15 protein-coding genes are annotated in these 18,176 nt (G+C 45.4%); 7 read left to right on the top strand and 8 right to left on the bottom strand.

Annotated features, from left to right (window positions below):
* Positions 1-153: 153 nt before the first annotated feature.
* Positions 154-1,737: an ABC-F family ATP-binding cassette domain-containing protein gene (locus tag AYK67_RS00490; RefSeq protein ID WP_068080759.1), complete on the top strand. Its 1,584-nt coding sequence runs from the start codon at positions 154-156 to the stop codon at positions 1,735-1,737.
* Here the strand turns inward: AYK67_RS00490 and AYK67_RS00485 are convergent.
* The gene (locus tag AYK67_RS00485) at positions 1,734-3,164 is read right to left on the bottom strand and encodes an FAD-binding oxidoreductase (protein ID WP_068080758.1); all 1,431 of its coding nucleotides are present in this window, start codon (positions 3,162-3,164) and stop codon (positions 1,734-1,736) included. The genes AYK67_RS00490 and AYK67_RS00485 overlap by 4 nt on opposite strands.
* Before the next feature lie 171 nt (positions 3,165-3,335).
* Here AYK67_RS00485 and fabI point away from each other — a divergent pair, with 171 nt between their 5' ends.
* From fabI to AYK67_RS00455, 6 genes are all read left to right on the top strand, one after another.
* The gene (fabI, locus tag AYK67_RS00480; protein WP_068080757.1) at positions 3,336-4,148 is read left to right on the top strand and encodes an enoyl-ACP reductase FabI; all 813 of its coding nucleotides are present in this window, start codon (positions 3,336-3,338) and stop codon (positions 4,146-4,148) included.
* A gap of 324 nt (positions 4,149-4,472) precedes the next feature.
* On the top strand, positions 4,473-5,204 hold the full coding sequence (locus AYK67_RS00475) for a histidine phosphatase family protein (protein WP_082735546.1): 732 nt from the start codon (positions 4,473-4,475) through the stop codon (positions 5,202-5,204).
* Between the two features lie 167 nt (positions 5,205-5,371).
* Positions 5,372-6,457 carry a chorismate synthase gene (aroC, locus tag AYK67_RS00470; RefSeq protein WP_068080756.1) on the top strand — a complete coding sequence of 362 codons (1,086 nt, stop codon included), beginning with the start codon at positions 5,372-5,374 and terminating at the stop codon, positions 6,455-6,457.
* A gap of 161 nt (positions 6,458-6,618) precedes the next feature.
* Positions 6,619-7,953, top strand: a complete 1,335-nt coding sequence (ribB, locus tag AYK67_RS00465; protein WP_068080755.1) for a 3,4-dihydroxy-2-butanone-4-phosphate synthase — start codon at positions 6,619-6,621, stop codon at positions 7,951-7,953.
* Between the two features lie 112 nt (positions 7,954-8,065).
* Entirely contained in the window at positions 8,066-8,659 is a 594-nt protein-coding gene (locus AYK67_RS00460; RefSeq protein ID WP_068080752.1) for a hypothetical protein, read from the top strand.
* A 174-nt stretch (positions 8,660-8,833) separates the two neighbouring features.
* Positions 8,834-9,568 (top strand): class I SAM-dependent methyltransferase, encoded by a 735-nt coding sequence (locus AYK67_RS00455; protein ID WP_068080750.1) that lies wholly within the window; start codon positions 8,834-8,836, stop codon positions 9,566-9,568.
* Between the two features lie 16 nt (positions 9,569-9,584).
* On the opposite strand, the gene AYK67_RS16805 is transcribed toward AYK67_RS00455, so the two are convergent.
* The 7 genes from AYK67_RS16805 to dxs form a co-directional block, all read right to left on the bottom strand.
* The gene (locus tag AYK67_RS16805) at positions 9,585-9,788 is read right to left on the bottom strand and encodes a hypothetical protein (RefSeq protein WP_208976173.1); all 204 of its coding nucleotides are present in this window, start codon (positions 9,786-9,788) and stop codon (positions 9,585-9,587) included.
* Positions 9,789-10,098: 310 nt separating this feature from the next.
* Positions 10,099-11,358 carry a class I SAM-dependent RNA methyltransferase gene (locus tag AYK67_RS00450; RefSeq protein WP_068080747.1) on the bottom strand — a complete coding sequence of 420 codons (1,260 nt, stop codon included), beginning with the start codon at positions 11,356-11,358 and terminating at the stop codon, positions 10,099-10,101.
* 85 nt (positions 11,359-11,443) lie between these two features.
* Entirely contained in the window at positions 11,444-12,172 is a 729-nt protein-coding gene (locus AYK67_RS00445; protein WP_068080744.1) for a TlyA family RNA methyltransferase, read from the bottom strand.
* Between the two features lie 288 nt (positions 12,173-12,460).
* On the bottom strand, positions 12,461-13,069 hold the full coding sequence (locus AYK67_RS00440) for an SCO family protein (RefSeq protein ID WP_068080743.1): 609 nt from the start codon (positions 13,067-13,069) through the stop codon (positions 12,461-12,463).
* Positions 13,056-13,574, bottom strand: coding sequence for a copper chaperone PCu(A)C (locus tag AYK67_RS00435; RefSeq protein WP_082735571.1), 519 nt, complete (start codon positions 13,572-13,574; stop codon positions 13,056-13,058). The genes AYK67_RS00440 and AYK67_RS00435 overlap by 14 nt, the downstream gene beginning before the upstream one ends.
* A 703-nt stretch (positions 13,575-14,277) precedes the next feature.
* Positions 14,278-15,600 carry an MFS transporter gene (locus AYK67_RS00430; protein ID WP_068080742.1) on the bottom strand — a complete coding sequence of 441 codons (1,323 nt, stop codon included), beginning with the start codon at positions 15,598-15,600 and terminating at the stop codon, positions 14,278-14,280.
* 298 nt (positions 15,601-15,898) lie between these two features.
* A complete protein-coding gene (dxs, locus tag AYK67_RS00425; protein ID WP_068080741.1) occupies positions 15,899-17,770 on the bottom strand; it encodes a 1-deoxy-D-xylulose-5-phosphate synthase in 1,872 nt (623 codons plus the stop codon).
* Positions 17,771-18,176 lie beyond the last annotated feature (406 nt).

The raw sequence follows: 18,176 nt of genomic DNA, 5'->3' as shown, positions 1-18,176 counted from the left end.
AAACAAGTGAAGACAGCTCTCTATAGGAAAATACCCTTGTACAAAAATACCAGACATGTTTGAATGATCATATGAAGTTATGAAAGGAGCGAACGATGATTATCCATCTTGCAACAGCTATTCTTACTCTTGTTGTTTTAGGATCTCTCAGCTATGTCGCGCTCCTTAACGCTCGCCAACCTCAGTTGGTACGGGTCAGATCAAAAAAAGATCATCGATAACCTTAGCTTTTCAATTAAAAATGAGCGCATTGCACTTATCGGACCTAATGGTTGCGGTAAAACAACACTACTAAAGCTCATTGCTGGTGAGCTACAACCTACTTCGGGCACTATAACGGTTGAAGGTAGTGTTGGTGCAATGCGCCAGCTTCTTGATGTAGATAATTTACAGCTCATTGATCTTTTGGGCCTTCGCACGCATCATAACCTTCTGCAAAAAGCCGAAGTAGGGCAGGCTACTGCCGAAGAGCTGGCAGCAATCGATTGGAACTTACTGTCCAATTGTCAAAGCCTGTTGGCGAAAATGAATTTAAATCTTCCACTAGATTTCAAGGCAACGAGCCTTTCAGGTGGGGAGCGCATGCGGGCTTCACTTGCGGGGACCTTATTGAAAAGCCCTGATTTTTTGCTCTTGGATGAACCAACCAATAATCTGGACTTGGAAGGGCGTCGCATTATTGTCGAATTACTTTCCAGTTGGACCAAAGGAGCATTGGTCGTAACCCATGATAGGGAATTGCTTTCGCATTTTGATTATTTGATTGATTTGCATAACGCAACCGCGAGCTTTTTCAAAGGATCCTACGCGCAATATACAAAGGCTAAACAAGACGAAAACAATCGTATTGAGCAGAAAATTGCCGCCCAAAAAGTACTGCTAAAAAAAGTGAAACGACAACATCAACGGGACTTGGAACGTCAGGCTCAAAAAGACAAAAGAGGAAAGCTAAAGGCCAAAAATAAGGATCAACCGGCTGTTCTTTTAGGTGCCATGAAGCGGAAAAGTGAAGCAACAGGCGCTAATTTACAAAAGGTTAAAGATGCCATTCTGGACAGCGCACAAAATGAGCTAGAGCATGCTCAATCACGAAAATCAGTCGACGTACCAATCAATCTTCCAATAGTCACCTGCAAGTTACCGTCAAAACAAAAAGTGCTTGTGTTACAAAATGCAGCCTTTGGGTTTAAGAAGGATGCGTGGTTTTCTTCGGGAATTGATCTGAAAATTACTGGAGCAGAGCGAGTAGCTTTAACAGGAAAAAACGGCTCAGGAAAAAGCAGTCTCCTAAGTTTAATTGATAACCAGCTTAGATATTACAAGGGACGAGAATTTGTGCTCGCCAATCGTGCTCTTATCAATCAAGAAGCAGGTCATTTAGCCCCCTCAAAAACACTGTTAAATAACTATTTACGGCTAAATCCGGAGGCAACAGAGCATGAGGCCTTTAAAGCACTCGCAACTTTCGGTTTTCGTAATAAGTTGGCAGCCAAGAAGACTTGTGAATTAAGTGGTGGTGAAAAAGTACGCGCGGGCCTCGCATGTTTGTTGGGAGGTCCACAGCCTGTACAGTTCTTAATGCTAGACGAGCCCGCCAATCATCTGGATTTACCATCGTTAGAGCTTTTGGAAAATGCCCTGAAAAACTACGATGGCGCTTTGTTGGTCGTGAGCCACGACCAACAGTTCCTGCAAAATGTTGGCATAACAAAAACCTACAAGATGCCTAACAGCTAATCGTCTAGTGTAATGATGCGTTCAGGGCTAAACATATTGCTAGGATCCAGAGTTCGCTTGATACTTTTCATCATATCCAGCTCTGTTTTGCTCTTAACGCGTCCGAGCAAATCCCGTTTAAGAATACCTATGCCATGCTCGGCAGATATGGAACCGTCATACTTGGCCACAATACCGTGTACCACCTCGTTGACCTCATCCCAACGCTCTAGGTAGGCTTGCTTATCGGCTCCAATTGGCTGGCTAATATTAAAGTGGATATTGCCATCCCCCATGTGGCCAAAGGGCACAGGGCGGCATCCCGGTATTAAAGCTGAAACGGCTTCAATTGTTTCCTCAAGAAATACCGGTATGTGTGCCACAGGGACAGAAACATCATGCTTGATAGATCCCCCTTCAAACTTCTGTACCTCCGACATGCCATGGCGCAAACGCCAAAAGGCTTCTGCCTGACTTTGGTTTTGTGCCAAGACAGCATCTTCAATAAAGCTGCTTTCCAAAGCTTGAGCGAGGATCATTTCTCCTAGACTATTCAGTTCTATAGCAGCTGATGTTGCTGACAGCTCTAACAGCACATACCAGTTGTGTTCGTGTTGGAAGGGTAACCTTGCCCCCTCTTGGTGCGTGACAGCAAATTGCATACCCACTTTGGGAAGGATTTCAAATCCGGTAAGCATTGAACCGGCATGCTGTTTGGCTAGAGAAAACAATTGCAACAAATCTGCGGCCGAATCTAATGCACAAAATGCAACGATTTGTGATACAGGTTTGGGAAATAATTTGAGGCTGGCCCCCGTTATGATTCCAAGTGTCCCCTCTGATCCAATGAATAAATGTTTCAAATCGTAACCGGTGTTATCTTTTCGCAATGTGCGCAATCCGTGCCAGATTTCGCCATTGGCAAGCACAACTTCAAGCCCTAAGACCAAGTCTCTTGCATTGCCATAGGAAAGAACTGCCGTTCCGCCAGCATTGGAAGCAATGTTGCCTGCAATCTGGCAGCTACCTTGCGAAGCAAGCGAAAGTGGAAACAGGCGTCCTGCTTTTTCAGCCGCTTCTTGCAAGGTCTGTAATGTAACGCCGCCATCGACAGTTATTGAATAACCCTCTGCATCTACCTGCCTAATTTTATTTAACCTGGCGAGAGAAACAACAATTTCGTTCTTGCCGGGACGTGGTATTTGCCCACCTACAAGACCGGTATTTCCAGATTGTGGGATTAGCTTTAAACCATATGAAGTTGCAATTTTTACGAGTGCTGAAACTTCCTGAGTGTTGCCTGGTCGCAACACGCACTCACTCTCACCATCAAACTTATCGCGCCATTCAACGAGATAAGGAGCTTTGTCTCTTTGGCTGAGTAAAACGTGTTTTTCACCAATACATTTTTGAAATTCACTCACGTAAGCTGGGTATGCGTTACTCATTATGCTCTCTTGATGATTGATCTATAGCTAACTATCAGATATTGGGTCGCAAAGGATAGCCTGTGAAACGGCTTTAGTTTAATTATCGACGGCTTGCAGCTTGCGCAACAGTGGCCTTAGCAATTTCAAACTGTTGTAGCAGGTCTAGTGGAATTCACTCAGGAGAAGAATATGTCACAAGCGCGCGGATTGATGGAAGGTAAGCGTGGCCTAATCATGGGTCTTGCCAACAATCGTTCTATCGCGTGGGGAATTGCCAAAGCGCTTTCAGATGCAGGTGCGGAAATTGCCCTAACATATCAAGGGGAAGCCCTGAAAAAGCGCGTGGCTCCTCTGGCCGAAAAACTGAATGGTCATCTAGCAGGTCATTGCGATGTGACAGACCATGAAAGCATTGATGCTGTCTTTTCCGGTTTGGAAGAGAAATGGGGGACAATTGACTTTGTCGTTCATGCAGTTGCCTTTTCAGATAAGGACGAGCTGACAGGGCGCTACCTTGATACCAGCGTTGAAAATTTTAACAAAACCATGGAGATTTCCTGCTACTCCCTAGCAGCTGTCGCCAAACGTGCTGAAAAGCTTATGCCGGAGGGAGGCTCGATTTTGACCCTCACTTATTACGGTGCAGAAAAAGTAATGCCGAATTACAACGTAATGGGTGTTGCAAAGGCTGCGCTTGAAGCTTCGGTTAAGTATTTGGCTGTTGATCTTGGACCGCAAAAAATACGTGTGAACTCAATATCTGCTGGGCCAATTAAAACATTGGCAGCATCTGGTATTGGCGATTTCCGGTATATTTTGAAGTGGAATGAATACAACGCACCACTACGCGCGACTGTAACCATTGAAGAAGTCGGCAACTCTGCCCTCTATTTGCTGTCCGATTTAAGTACGGCCACAACAGGCGAAACAGTACACGTAGATGCCGGATATCATGTTGTAGGCATGAAGGCGGTAGATGCCCCGGATATTGCGACAGTTTAAACCAATTGAAAAAGTAATATTGAAGCCGCCCGAAAGGGCGGCTTTTTTACTTGTTGGCACATATTAACACTACAACCGAGACAACAGCTTGTAAGCCCTGCGAAGGTTAGTAGCTTATATATAAGCGGCTCTGCAAAAAAATATGTTCACATTTTAAAGGGAAAACGTTATTTCATCTTTAGAGGATGCAAATAATCTATTTTCATCTGTTGCTCTATATTAATGTAAGAAGCAAATTATAACTGCTTGGCACTACCCGGTACAAATAAGTACATAAAAACACACGGTGTTAAGAGGCGGGAAAGTGCAAAAGGAATTGATCGTATGTCAGTTAAGCTCACCCGTTCTGCAAGGTTGGCCCCAGCGCCAATTATTTTTATTCGCCACGGCCAAACCGATTGGAACAAAGAAGGGCGAATGCAGGGTCATCAAGATATTCCATTAAATGAAACTGGAGAGCTTCAAGCGGAAGCTATTGGCGAAAGGCTCTATGAGTTTCTAGAGGAAACAAGCCGCTTACCTGCAGATTTCGAGTGGTTGTGTTCGCCAATGAAGCGTGCTTGTCAGACGATGGACATCATTCGCGAAAAAATGGTTTTACCTGAGGGCCAATACAGAATCGAAAATCGGCTCAAGGAAATAACATTTGGCACGTTCGAGGGAAAAACCCTTGATGAGATTGCAAAGGCAAGGCCAGAACACGTTGAAGGACGAAAGCAAGACAAGTGGGGTTTTGTCCCTCCTGAGGGGGAGTCCTATCAAATGCTGACATCACGCGTGGAAGCTTGGTTGATGACAACCCACCGCCCGATGATAATTGTCTCTCATGGTGGCGTACTCCGAGCATTACGCGGCTTATTATGTGGTCACCCGGATCATGAAGTACCTGTTCTAGAGGTTCCTCAGGATCGGTTTTGGGTTTGGCAAGACCATACCGGCTTTTGGGTTGATACGGCACTTTCAGTCGATCCAGATGAAGGCGCTAGTGAAGAGAGCGAAGAAAACGCCAAGAGTGAAGATGATGGGGCTTTAGGTGAAATGGCGCAAAATCAATAATCATCTAATGATAAGTGATGAGCATTCATAACAACAGAATAAAACCAGAATATTATGCTTTCTACCCAAATGTTATCTGTGACTTGTCCTAAGCTCAATTGACCTAGAGCTATGGGGTAACTACAAAAGGCATTTAACATTCGAAAACAGATTAAAGATCCGAGCGCATGTCCGACAATACCTTTGGAAAAATGTTTCGTGTAACCACGTGGGGAGAAAGTCACGGTCCTGCTCTTGGCTGTGTGGTTGATGGTTGTCCACCCTTGCTGCCTATCAAAGCGGAGGATTTGCAGGTTTATCTGGATCAACGCCGTCCGGGGCAGTCAAAGTTCACCACTCAGCGTAATGAGCCGGATCAAGTCGAAATATTGTCTGGCGTGATGGTGGATGAAGACGGGCTACAAAAAACGACCGGCACACCCATCTCGCTGATTATCGAAAATACAGACCAAAGGTCAAAAGACTATAGCGAAATAAAAACGCGCTATCGTCCAGGGCATGCGGATTACACCTACGACCAAAAATATGGTATCCGCGATTATCGTGGTGGCGGCCGTTCTTCAGCGCGTGAAACAGCAGCTCGGGTTGCTGCGGGGGGAATTGCGCGCAAAGTTATTCCCTCAATCAAGATACGTAGTGCTCTCGTGCAAATGGGGCCTCATAAAATCGATCGGAATAATTGGTCTTGGGATGAAGTGCACAACAACCCGTTTTTTTGCCCCGATAAAGAAGCGGCTGTTTTCTTTGAAAGCTACCTAGACGAAATACGCAAAAACGGCTCTTCAGTCGGGGCTGTGCTTGAAGTCGTTGCCGAAAATGTACCTGTGGGCCTAGGGGCACCGCTCTACGGTAAACTCGATCAGGATTTGGCCAGTGCCATTATGTCTATCAATGCAGTTAAAGGCGTTGAGATTGGCAATGGTTTTGAAGCCGCTGCTTTGACAGGTGAGGAAAATGCCGATGAAATGCGGGTTGGTGCGGATGGCGCTCCTGTATTCCTTTCAAACAATGCAGGTGGCGTTTTGGGCGGGATTTCTTCCGGTGCGCCTGTTGTCATCCGCTTTGCCGTGAAACCAACCTCTTCAATCTTAACACCAAGAAAATCGATTACCCGATCCGGTGAAGATGTTGAAGTGCGTACGAAAGGACGTCATGACCCTTGCGTGGGGATTAGGGCTGTTCCGGTAGCTGAGGCAATGGTTGCATGCGTCTTGGCTGACCATCTGCTTCGCCACCGCGCACAAATTGGCTGATTACTCTAAAACACAGGCCTTCGCACGAAATGCGGAGGCCATGTAATATTTTTTTCAGTATCGCTGAAAAGCTGTTATTGTCCTCTCCAGTGGCGATAAATATCCAGTCAGTTAAACCTATATGGTTATTTGAGCCAGCTTAAGGCCAAATTGGAAAAGCGATGCGTTTAAACGAATACCTACAAGAAAAAAACGAAAGTAGAAGTGCTTTTGCGCGTCGTGCTGGGCTTTCGCCTGCCTCTGTCACGGCGCTTTGCAACGACCCTCATGCATGGGTCTCGCGTGACATGGCGCAAAAAATAGCCAAGGCCACTCAAGATAAAGTAACGCCCAATGACATGTTGGGCTTACAACAAGAACAGAATGTTGGTGGAGAATATAATATGTCGCAAACACGCGTTGCCGAAGCTTTGAGGGCTTTCGAAGCTGGTGAAATGATTGTGGTAACCGATGATGACGATCGTGAAAATGAAGGCGATCTAATCGTTGCAGCCAGTAAAATAACACCGGAGCAAATGGCATTTATAATCCGGCACACATCTGGAATTGTTTGTGCGCCAATGACGCCGGCAACTGCGGCACGCTTGCAGCTTCAGCCAATGGTTGCGCAAAATGATGCGCCGTTAGCAACCGCATTTACAGTGTCAGTTGATTATGCTCCCGGTTTAACCACCGGTATTTCTGCTGAAGAGCGTTGCGCAACAGTCCACGGGCTTGCAAACCCAAATGCAGGGGCAGGGGACTTTGTCCGCCCAGGGCATGTTTTCCCACTAATCGCCAAAGAGGGCGGGGTGTTAATTCGCTCAGGCCACACCGAAGCAGCTGTTGACCTTTGCAAGCTGACAGGGCTTCCAGAGGTTGGCGTTATATCCGAACTCGTCAATGATGATGGCACGGTTAAAAGAGGCGAAGCGGTTGCTGAGTTTGCTAAAAGCCATAATCTAAAGACAGTTTCAGTTGCAGACCTAATTGCATGGCGTCAGCGGACTGAATCGTTTGTGGAGCGAGGCGAGACACTGCAAATAACCACGCCCTATGGCCCCGCCACAGCAATAACATATACCACACCATTTGATAGTGTCGGCCATCTTGCGGTGGTCTTCGGAGATATCCGTGATGGGCAAAATATTCCCGTAAGACTTCATGGGGAATCGATATTGGATGATGTTTTTGGTCCTAGTCCTACTTTGCAAAAGATTATGAAAAAGTTTGCGGACCAGCAAAAAGGCGTCATTGTATATCTGCGCGAAGGTGCCGTTGGTGTGACATCACACTCTTGCCGCCGCCGTGATGGACTAGAAGCTGCAGAGCTGGAAGAGCATAAGTCAGCTCAGGAACGAGCAGAGGGCTGGCGTGAAATCGGTCTGGGTGCACAGATACTTAAAGACTTGGGTGTGAATTCCATTCGAGTTCTGGCTTCTCGGCACCGCCATTATATCGGCTTGGAAGGTTTTGGCCTGAAAATTGATGCCACTGAACTCTACAACGATGAATGAGTAATATTTGTTTTAGAATGCACAAGCTTTGTTCTTGAGTTATTAAAGATATCATCCCAAGCTGGTTTACCAAACAACCCCAAATTTGGTTTACCGCTTGGGAGACGACGCCTTGCCAGAGGAACGACAAAAAGCATTTATCCCCTCTAAGGAAAGGGGGTATAAGAATAGCGAGCGTGAACTGGCCTGTGGCTATAACATTCAACAGGGCAGATCTACCGTTTATACGGCAATGTTTTTGGCAATCCTATTCATCTGTTTATCCAGTCTGCTGGAGTTGCCCTTATTGGCACTTGGCGCTGTTCCTGCCAGTTTGGTTGCCTACTGGCATTATCCAATGATCGAGCCAAGACCTCAGGTAGGGTGTAATAGCCATGGCTTCTATCTTGAACGTTTAGGCTTTATTGGTTGGTTGAATATAACCAATGCTACGATTGAAACCAGTTATGTTCGAACTATGAAATTCGAACGCCTGATCTTAACGCTCTCATGTAATCTTGAAACAGCAATTATAGCGCGCGAAGTTAAAAACTGGTGGCGCATCCCTATGATGAAATGTTGGCATAAAAAAGCAGCTGACCTCAAGCGTACTTCACCACCGGCAGGAAGGGCAGGGGGAAGTCGAATAGTTGTCGAATTGTCACACGTTAACTGCAGCCCAGAGGCTATTATCAATTATATCAATAAATACAGACGCGTAACATAGGGTAACTATCAGTGTTCCGGTAGAACTTATTGATGTACATTTGCAACATATCGTTGTATTATTGTTTCATGTGTATGGATGAGAATATTTTCGATTCGGGCAATACAAGTTCCCGTTGTTACGAAGCGTTAATATTGCTTATCTAAACTTATCGGTGGATGGAGGACGAGCACCATGCACCTGTCAACAGCAGGATCCAAATCGACACAAAATATAACCGCACTTGAAAAAGGGTGGGGTGTTGACGATGATTTTCTTCTAACGTTTGCTGCAATACCGCATGCGCGTGTATTGAACCTCGCTTGCGGCACTGGTGATCTTGCAATTGCAATTAGCAAGGTGGGTACCCAAGTTGTTGGTGTCGATCGTAATCCCTACAAAATTGCAAAAGCGATTCACAAAAGCAAAGCGGTGACGTGGGTAGGCGCAGACATGCGCACACTGAGATTAAATCAGCTTTTCGACCGTGTGATTGTATCCGGTCTTGCATTCCATTCACTACCAACAGATACAGACCAGATGTTGCTACTGGAAACAGTAGCATTGCACCTGTCAAAGACAGGTCGTTTTGCAATAGGTATGCAAAACCCCCACGCGAAACCTTGGGCATCTTGGGGCGAAGCTGAAAAACCACGCCGCTCCAGAACTGCACAGGGCGACGAGGTGGCTATATGGCAAGATGAGCGAAAGCATGAGGCATCAGGTGTTGTGCGTTATCAAGCGCACTACAATACGGCCGCACACCATTGCACACTGGAAAAAACAAGACGGTTTATAGACAAGGACCATATCACACAGCTGATCGAAGTTGCTGGCCTTAAAGTCGACCACTGGCATGGTGACTGGAGTGGCGAAGGCGCAGGTGAAAATGCGCCGCATGTTATTGTTACAGGTTCGCGTCGAAGCTAACTGACACCCAGTTGTGTTAGCCGTTATCATTTTTAAATGTGGCTTTGCCTTTTCGGTGACGAGGGCGCGTGCGCCTTATTATTCTGTGTACCTTACCGCTACTTCTTTGCTCTATCCAGTTAATGGCCCGATCAAGTAATTTATAATTACGACGTCGACGGCGAATAAAACGTGCAGCACTACGACTTGTAGCAACTAACAGCACGGTACCTACTGCCAATAGTGGCACGCCAGTTGGAATGGGTAACCAAACAGTAAGCAAACCAAAAACTAAGCATATGATGGCAAGACTAAAATATAGCCATTTCCGCAATTATCATCTCCCTGTAAAATGACGGGCACTCGTTCAGCCTAGACAACTGCCAGTGCTATAAACATTAGTTTTGATGATTTTATTTTATTAGTATGTAATCATGATTTATTTCATTTCTAAATTTATATGAGATTAGTATTAAACCATGAATTTGGGCGAGTTAGGGGCAAGTATAGACTTGCCCCCACAAATATATCCTATAAAAAAATATAAAGTACTATTTTTTAGTTACACGCTCTAGTAAAGCGACAACTTCCACATGTGCAGAATAAATAAATTGATCAATCGGTACGACCTTTTTGACAGAATATCCGCCATCAATTAACTCTTTAAGGTCACGGGCTAAAGACGCAGGATTACAAGAAATCGCTACGATCTTGCGAACTTTAGATTTAGCAAGTTCTTTTGCTTGTGCATGCGCCCCAGCACGCGGGGGATCAAAAACAACACCATCAAAACCCTTGGCGAAATTGTAGAGTTCTTGTGCTGTTAATGGTCTGCGAAATAGGTCTCGCTGCTCAAAATGGATTGACTTTAAACCCTTGACTTGACGTCTTGCCATGTCAAAGGCCTTGAGCGCGTTTTTATCGCTTTCATAACCACAGACCTTGGCTTTCTCTGCAATATGAAAACTGAAAGTCCCTACACCGCAAAACAAATCAGCAACATTTTTACACCCTCTTAGGCCTTCCATAACCAATGCGCTCATTGCATCTTCAGCCTGTTGCGTGGCCTGTATAAAGCCGCCAGGAGCAATTGGTACAGTGGCTTTCCCCATAGCTAATGTGGGCTGCTTGGCTTCTAAAACCATTTCTCCGTTCAAGGTAACACGGGCAAAATTTAATGCCATGGTAGCCTGCGATAATTCTAAAAGCCGCTTATGCGCTGTTTTTTCATCACTTTGAATAGCGATATCAAGTCCTGTTTCACTCGCAATAACAGTGAGTTTTACGTCCCCCTTTCGCGGCAGACATAAGCTTGCCAGCTTTTTAATATCGCCAATTCTCGATACTATTCTCTTATCGAGTACAGGGCATTCTTGTAGGTCGACAAGCTTGTGTGAACGGGCTTCATGAAAGCCAAGTAAAATTTTATGCCCCGCGCGTGTTGCTGTAAAAACAGCGCGTCTGCGACTATGGCGCGGTGAAATTTGTACACCATCAAGCGGCAATTCCAAACCGCGGTCCAATAGGGCTTCACGAACTAGGTTCTGCTTGAACTCGCTATAAAGCTCATCACTCATGTGCTGTAAGTTGCAGCCACCACATACGCCAAAATGGCCACATACGGGTGCAACACGTGCGTCACTGGTGCTGACAATTTGCTCAAGTCTCGCACGTTTTCCCTCAAGCTTTAAGGAAACGACTTCCCCTGGCAGTGTAAAGGGTACATAAACTTCACCGTTTGGCGTTACGGCTACACCATCGCCTTTATGGGCCATATGGCTTATTTTATAGTTTTGTGTATGGTCACTCATGCTTATGGGTGTATACAAGCCCCACTTAAGAGACAAGCAACAATATCAGCGCTTGAGGTATAAAACGCTGCTGTATTGGTCTGGTTTATAGTTTGCGTGCCCCAAGAATAAATTCGCTGTTACCATCACCGCCTTTAATCGGAGAGGGGATAATGCCATCCACATGCCAGCCAGGTTGTTGGCCAAACCAGTGTTCCAAATCCTGCGCTGCGGCAAGCGCATCCTCTTTTGAAACAATACCGTTTTTCCCAATCCGCTGCCGGCCCACTTCAAATTGAGGTTTGACTAGAAACAGGCCATTTGCGCCCTTTGCGGCCAAAGAAAGTGCAGGCGGTAATGCGAGCTTTAAGCTGATAAAACTAACATCGCTGACCAAAAACTGCGGTTGTTCACCACCCAAATCATCAGTGGTTAAATAACGCGCATTTAACCCTTCCTGGCTAGCAACACGTGGATCAGACAATAGTTTTTCAGCTAATTGATCGTGGCCAACATCAATTGCATGAACTTTTGCGGCACCATATTCAAGTAACACTTGCGTAAATCCCCCTGTCGAAGCGCCGATATCGAGCGCAATTTTTTCTTTAGGGGAGTATGCAAAATACTGTAGGCCTTCGAGGAGTTTCAAAGCTGCACGAGAAACATACTGTGCAGCGGCATCATTGATAACCACAAGGCTATTATCAGAGACTTTCTGTGAGGGCTTTTTTGTAATTACACCATCTAGCTCAACCGTCCCGCGCACTATTGCATCACGCGCTCTAGCCCTGCTGGCAAATTTTCCACGCTCGACAAGGTATTGATCTAGGCGCATAACGAAGGGTATTCCGGCTTTGCATGGAGCATTTAGCTGTTGCTAGTTATAGATAACGCCTATTATCAAGAGCGTTTAATGGCTAATAACAACAACTTCTCATTCGTGCCAGTCGTGCATAACTAATATGCATCTTAACACAATCGAATTTTTAACAAATACCGAGTTGTCAGTGCAAGTTTGTTGAATAAATCGAGTAAGTTTACCAACAATAATTGTAAGTCTATTAAACGAGCGGTTGTGGTGGCAAAAAAGCATGCCACCACAACTGTTGTGTTATCCACGATTTCAGCTTTGCTTTATTAAAGCTTTAATTTGCTTCATGGCTTCTTCGTGGGTTTCACCATATTGAATTGTGCCGACAAAATTTTGCTTAGCAGACATCATGTAAACGGCCGCGGTATGATCCATTGTATAATCACCGTCTTCAAGCATGACTTTGCGAGAGAAAACTCTGTATGCCTTTTTAATTTTATTAACCTGTTCGGGTGTTCCTGTTAGGGCAATAATACGCGGATCAAAAGCGTAGACATAGTCAGAGAGCACTTCTGGTGTATCTCGTTCTGGGTCAACGCTGACAAACACAAAGTTTAAATCATCGGCTTGCTCACCCAGATCTTCAATCCACCCTTGCATATCTGAAAGAGTTGTTGGGCAAACGTCAGGGCAATATGTAAAGCCAAAGAAAATCAAAAACGGCTTTCCCGATAGATTTGCTTGCGTGAAACGATTTCCCTTGCCATCAACCAGCTCAAAATCACCGCCAATTGTTGCGGTTGATGCAGTAGACCCACCGTCTGGACTGAAATAGCGATAACCGTAAATTCCACCTGCACCAATGAGGAGGGCAACAATTGCTGCCCATGCCACAAGGCGTATAACACTAGTGGTTCTCATGGTTCATGCCTTTTTTCATATTGTGGCTCATTGACTTCGCGCCCATGCTTTCTGCAATAAACGGTAGCGTAATATCGCCAGCTTCCGCGAAAGACAGTGTCACATTAACAGTGTCACCCTTTTTGATGCCGCCTTTAAGACCCATAAACATGATGTGATAACCGCCGGGTTTTAATGCAACACTCTCTCCGGCCTTGATCTCCAAACCAGATAATAAGGGGCGCATTTTCATAATGCCATCGACAACCTTCATTTCATGTATTTCGGTTTTCTTAGCAATATCAGAGCTGGCATACACCAGAGTATCGGTGTGCTCTCCATTATTATGAATCATGACAAAAGCGCCACCACCACGGGCATTAGGAGGGGTTGCGCGGGTCCAGGGGGCCGTAAAACTTAAGTTTCCAAGCTTAGTAGCTTTATGTTCACCAGAATCGGCAAAGCTTGATTGGGCACCAATGATGCCTACAGCGAAAATGAATACAGCTAATAGTAGTTTACGCATGGTTTTGTCCTCTTTGTATGCAAATTGCTGTAACGGCTTCGAGTTCATGGGATATCAGAGAATAGCCATCAACAATTTGCTCTTAGGCAAATAACTCTAAATGGGCAGCTGCACAGCAAGGCCACAGCCCTACAGTTTATAAGCTACTCATATTTTAAAAATAACTTAGCGATACAAAGGAGGAGCGCGACTTTGAAAAGCAGTTAATTTGAAATGAAAGCGTGGTAGACCTATTAAGAGGACCACGCATAAGGACAAAAACGGCTCGGGTAAATCAAACCGTGAACCATAGCCACTTCTAAAAAAGAATTTTAAATGGCCGATAGGACCAATTGTTTTGTCGCAACAGCAGTTATTGTGACGCTGCCGCAAAGGTATTGATTGGTGATAGTGCGAACCAGAAGGATTGCATATCATTGTATGGCCAGCCATATCGAATGCTGGCTTGATTTGTGATCCTTCAACAAGAAGAAAATGCGTTAAAAACGCAGTTATCAGTAATAGGGCTAAAACATCTTGGGTAGATCTGAGTGTATACAGTAAATCTGCACGCCTACCCATTTTTTCCCCTAGGATGCTTTATAACCCAACTACCGATATTTAAAGTACACACCATAGACATCAAGTCAATGTTCGGATGAAATTACTTGTAATTGTTCAAAGAAATTTCCTCAAAGGTCTTATGTGGCGCTACCATGCTAATTCATTTGAGTTCTTGTATTTTTTCCTCTTCGATTTCATTTTCAACCTCTGTTGTCTCATAGGCTGGAAACTCTTCGGGAGGAATAACATTCGGGTCATCCACATCAAGTGGCTCAGGCGTTAAAGCGGCACCCACACTGGAGGTCGTACCCAACTCGAAGTCTGTTTTATCCTCTGATTCAAGCGGAGGACGAACCAGCATTCGCGAGAGTACATAAATAAATAGAACAACTTCGATTGCAGCCACCCATGACAACAGACCTTGTGGTCCTTTGTTGCCAATGAGTAGGGAGGCCAATGTCGGGCCAATCATTGACCCAAGCCCTGATGCCATAAGAAGGCCAGAGGAAACCTCAACGTAGTCTTCAGCGTCCGCACTGTCGAAAGCGTGCGCAGCAATGATAGCATAAATAGGCTGAGTTACGGTTCCGAGCAGTGTGAACAGCAAAACAAATACTAAAAAGCTATTGGCATGGGAATTCATAATTAAAGCGGCAAAAACGAAAGAGAATCCGGCCAGAAAAACAATAATTGCTCGGCGGTCAATGCGGTCGGAAAGTCGGCCAATGGGCCATTGAGCTAAAGTGCCTCCAAAAACTATTGCAGCAGCCAAATACGCGGCTTGTGAACTGCTAAAACCAACTTGTGTTGCATAGAGCGGCGTTAACATCCACAAGGCACCATTGGCAAGCCCAACAAGCAAGCAGCCTACCAGCGCAATCGGAGAGGTATCATATAGTCTTTTAGGGCGAAAATGCACAAGTGCAATGGGGGCCGGTTGCGCAGAACGGGTTAAAGCAACAGGAACAACAGCAACACTCACAAGAACAGATGCAATCACAAAGGGAATAAATGTCATCAGGTCAAATTGTGGCAGTAAGACCTGCCCAACCATTGTAGCACTCAGGTACAACACAACATATGTTGACATAACAGCACCACGATTTTCGTTGGTCGAGCGCTCGTTAAGCCAGCTTTCGACGACCAAAGTGATACCGGCCAAACAGGCCCCAGTAATAAACCGAAATACAGACCAGGAAATGGGTTCGATTATAACCGGATGTAAAATTGCCGCGCCAGACATAAGGGAGACGAGGGCTGCAAATGTGCGAATATGGCCAGCCCGTAAAATTAGATAGGGTCCGTAAAAACAACCAACGACATAACCTAGGTAAAAGCTGGAGGAAACCAAGCCGATTTCCAAATCCCCAAAGCCGGCGCTACTCGCTCGCAGTGGAATAAGGGTTGAGGTCAGCCCGTGACCAACAATTAGCAAAACAACAGAAATCAGAAGAGCTGCAATTGTACTAAAAAGTGCCGCCATTTTTTTATTCCAGCATTAGAGCGACGAAGGGTATCTCCTATGCACTTTGAAGCATAACATAGAAGACAAGTGGGAATGTGACGTCCCTTATCACTAGTAATTTGTTCAGTGATAACGAGAATCTTATGAAGTCGAATGACAAAAGGCTCTATGAATAAGAAAATGCAATTCAGCAAGAAGTTTTTACGTATAATTGATAATATTCGCTGTTTTCGCAATCTCTGGGGATGAACACGATCTTAGGGACTCGCGAACGACGTCAAACTGCCCGTTTAACCGGGCAGCCCTTGGTGCGATTTTATGTAAGAATTGAAGCTGCAGTCGCCGCAATCGACTTGGCATCTAAACCTGCATGGGCATACATTGCCTGTGGTTTATCATGGTCCTGATAGCTGTCGGGTAGTACCAAAGAGCGGACTTTTAATCCCTTATCCAGAGCACCTTCTGCAGCCAGAAGCTGAAGGACATGAGCACCAAAGCCTCCAGAACTGCCTTCTTCAATGCAAATCAGTGCTTCGTGCTCTTTAGCCAGTCGCAAAATGAGATCTCGATCAAGCGGTTTTGCAAAGCGCGCATCAACAACACTTGTAGAAAAGCCTTGTTCATCCAGAATGTCGGCAGCTGCAAGTGCCTCTTTAAGTCGACCGCCAAACGATAGCAAGGCAACATGTTGCCCCTCACGCATAATGCGGCCACGGCCAATAGGAAGGATCATTCCTTCATCAGGCATTTCAACCCCCATCCCTTCGCCGCGAGGATAGCGAAAGGCGATTGGTCCACTGTCATAAGCTGCAGCTGTAGCAACCATGTGCGAGAGCTCAGCCTCATCACCACATGCCATGACAACCATGTTAGGCAAACAGCTTAAGAAGGCCACATCAAATGACCCCGCATGTGTGGCCCCGTCAGCCCCAACCAGGCCTGCACGATCAATTGGAAACCGCACAGGAAGGTTTTGTATGGCCACATCGTGAACCACCTGATCATAAGCGCGTTGCAAGAAGGTGGAATAAATTGCACAAAATGGTTTAAGACCCTCACAAGCCAAACCGGCCGCAAATGTTACGGCGTGTTGCTCTGCAATGCCCACATCAAAAGTACGTTTGGGAAAGTGTTTTCCGAAAATATCTAGGCCGGTCCCATCTGGCATTGCTGCAGTGATTGCAACAATCTTATCGTCTTTTTCAGCCTCTTTGATTAATGAGTTGGCGAAAACACGTGTATAGCTAGGCGCATTCGAGACAGGTTTGTTTTGTTCGCCGGTTGCCACATCGAATTTGGCGACTGCATGCAGTTTATTACTGGCATTTTCTGCAGGAAGATACCCTTTTCCTTTTTGAGTGACCACATGAACCAGTATTGGCCCTTCCTCGGCGTCTCGTACGTTTTTTAAGATCGGTAATAAGTGGTCAAGGTTGTGCCCGTCAACGGGACCAACATAGTAAAAACCAAGTTCTTCAAATAACGTACCACCAGTGACAAAACTGCGCGCAAACTCCTCGGCGAGTGCAGCCTTGTCTTGTAAAGGTTTGGGTAAAGCTCTTACAACCTGCTTGGCAGCTTCACGGATTGAAGTATATGTTTTCCCTGATACAAGGCGGGCAAGAGAAGCTGATACCGCACCAACTGGTGGTGCAATAGACATATCGTTGTCATTGAGTATGACGATCAAACGCGATTTTTGTGCACCGGCATTATTCATAGCCTCATATGCCATACCCGCAGACAATGCCCCATCGCCAATAACGGCGATCACATTATTGTCTTTACCAAGCAAATCACGGCCAACAGCCATGCCAAGGCCTGCAGAAATAGAGGTTGAAGAATGTCCGGTTCCAAACGCATCGTATTCGCTCTCGCTACGTTTGGTAAAACCTGAAAGCCCGCCGCCTGTGCGAAGGCTGGTCATTTGCTCGCGGCGTCCAGTAAGTATCTTGTGCGGGTAACTTTGATGCCCGACATCCCAAATCAAGCGGTCCTTAGGTGTGTTAAAAACGTAATGAAGGGCAACGCTCAGCTCGACAACCCCAAGACCGGCCCCCAAGTGACCACCAGTAACAGAAACAGCCTCAACCATACTCTGGCGAACTTCGTCAGCAACTTTTTGCAGCTCACACTCAGGTAGGTCTTTTAAATCGTCAGGATTATTGATTTGTTTAAGCAAAGACATATCTTTTTAATTCACTTATCATTGTATGGCGAATGCTGAATTAACCTCGATCCTTACAACATGATAGAGTATGTCGCAATCGCTAAGTCGTATCTATTCAGGGTAGCCCCAGCTTTATAATTAGTGATTTATAGGGTTACTATAGTTATTCTGTGATTTGTTTTAGGTAAAAATGCGGTTTTTTTATAATTTCTATCAGAAATTGTATTGGTTTCACCCTATGGGGTGATGCAATTGATTAAAAAACATCTTATGTGATAAGTCGTGGTCGATGGGGCCACGTGCACAGTGATCGACTTGGGGCCGCACTTTACGCGGCCCCCTTTTTTTATCAAATTTTAACTATAAATAAATTTGACTAATTTTTTACTATTCTTTTCAAAATCTAAAAGCAACAAAATTAATA

The organism is Polycladidibacter stylochi, from assembly GCF_001562055.1.
GTDB classification, from domain to species: Bacteria; Pseudomonadota; Alphaproteobacteria; order Rhizobiales; family Stappiaceae; genus Pseudovibrio; species Pseudovibrio stylochi.
This window is presented reverse-complemented; position numbering and strand designations above follow the sequence as displayed.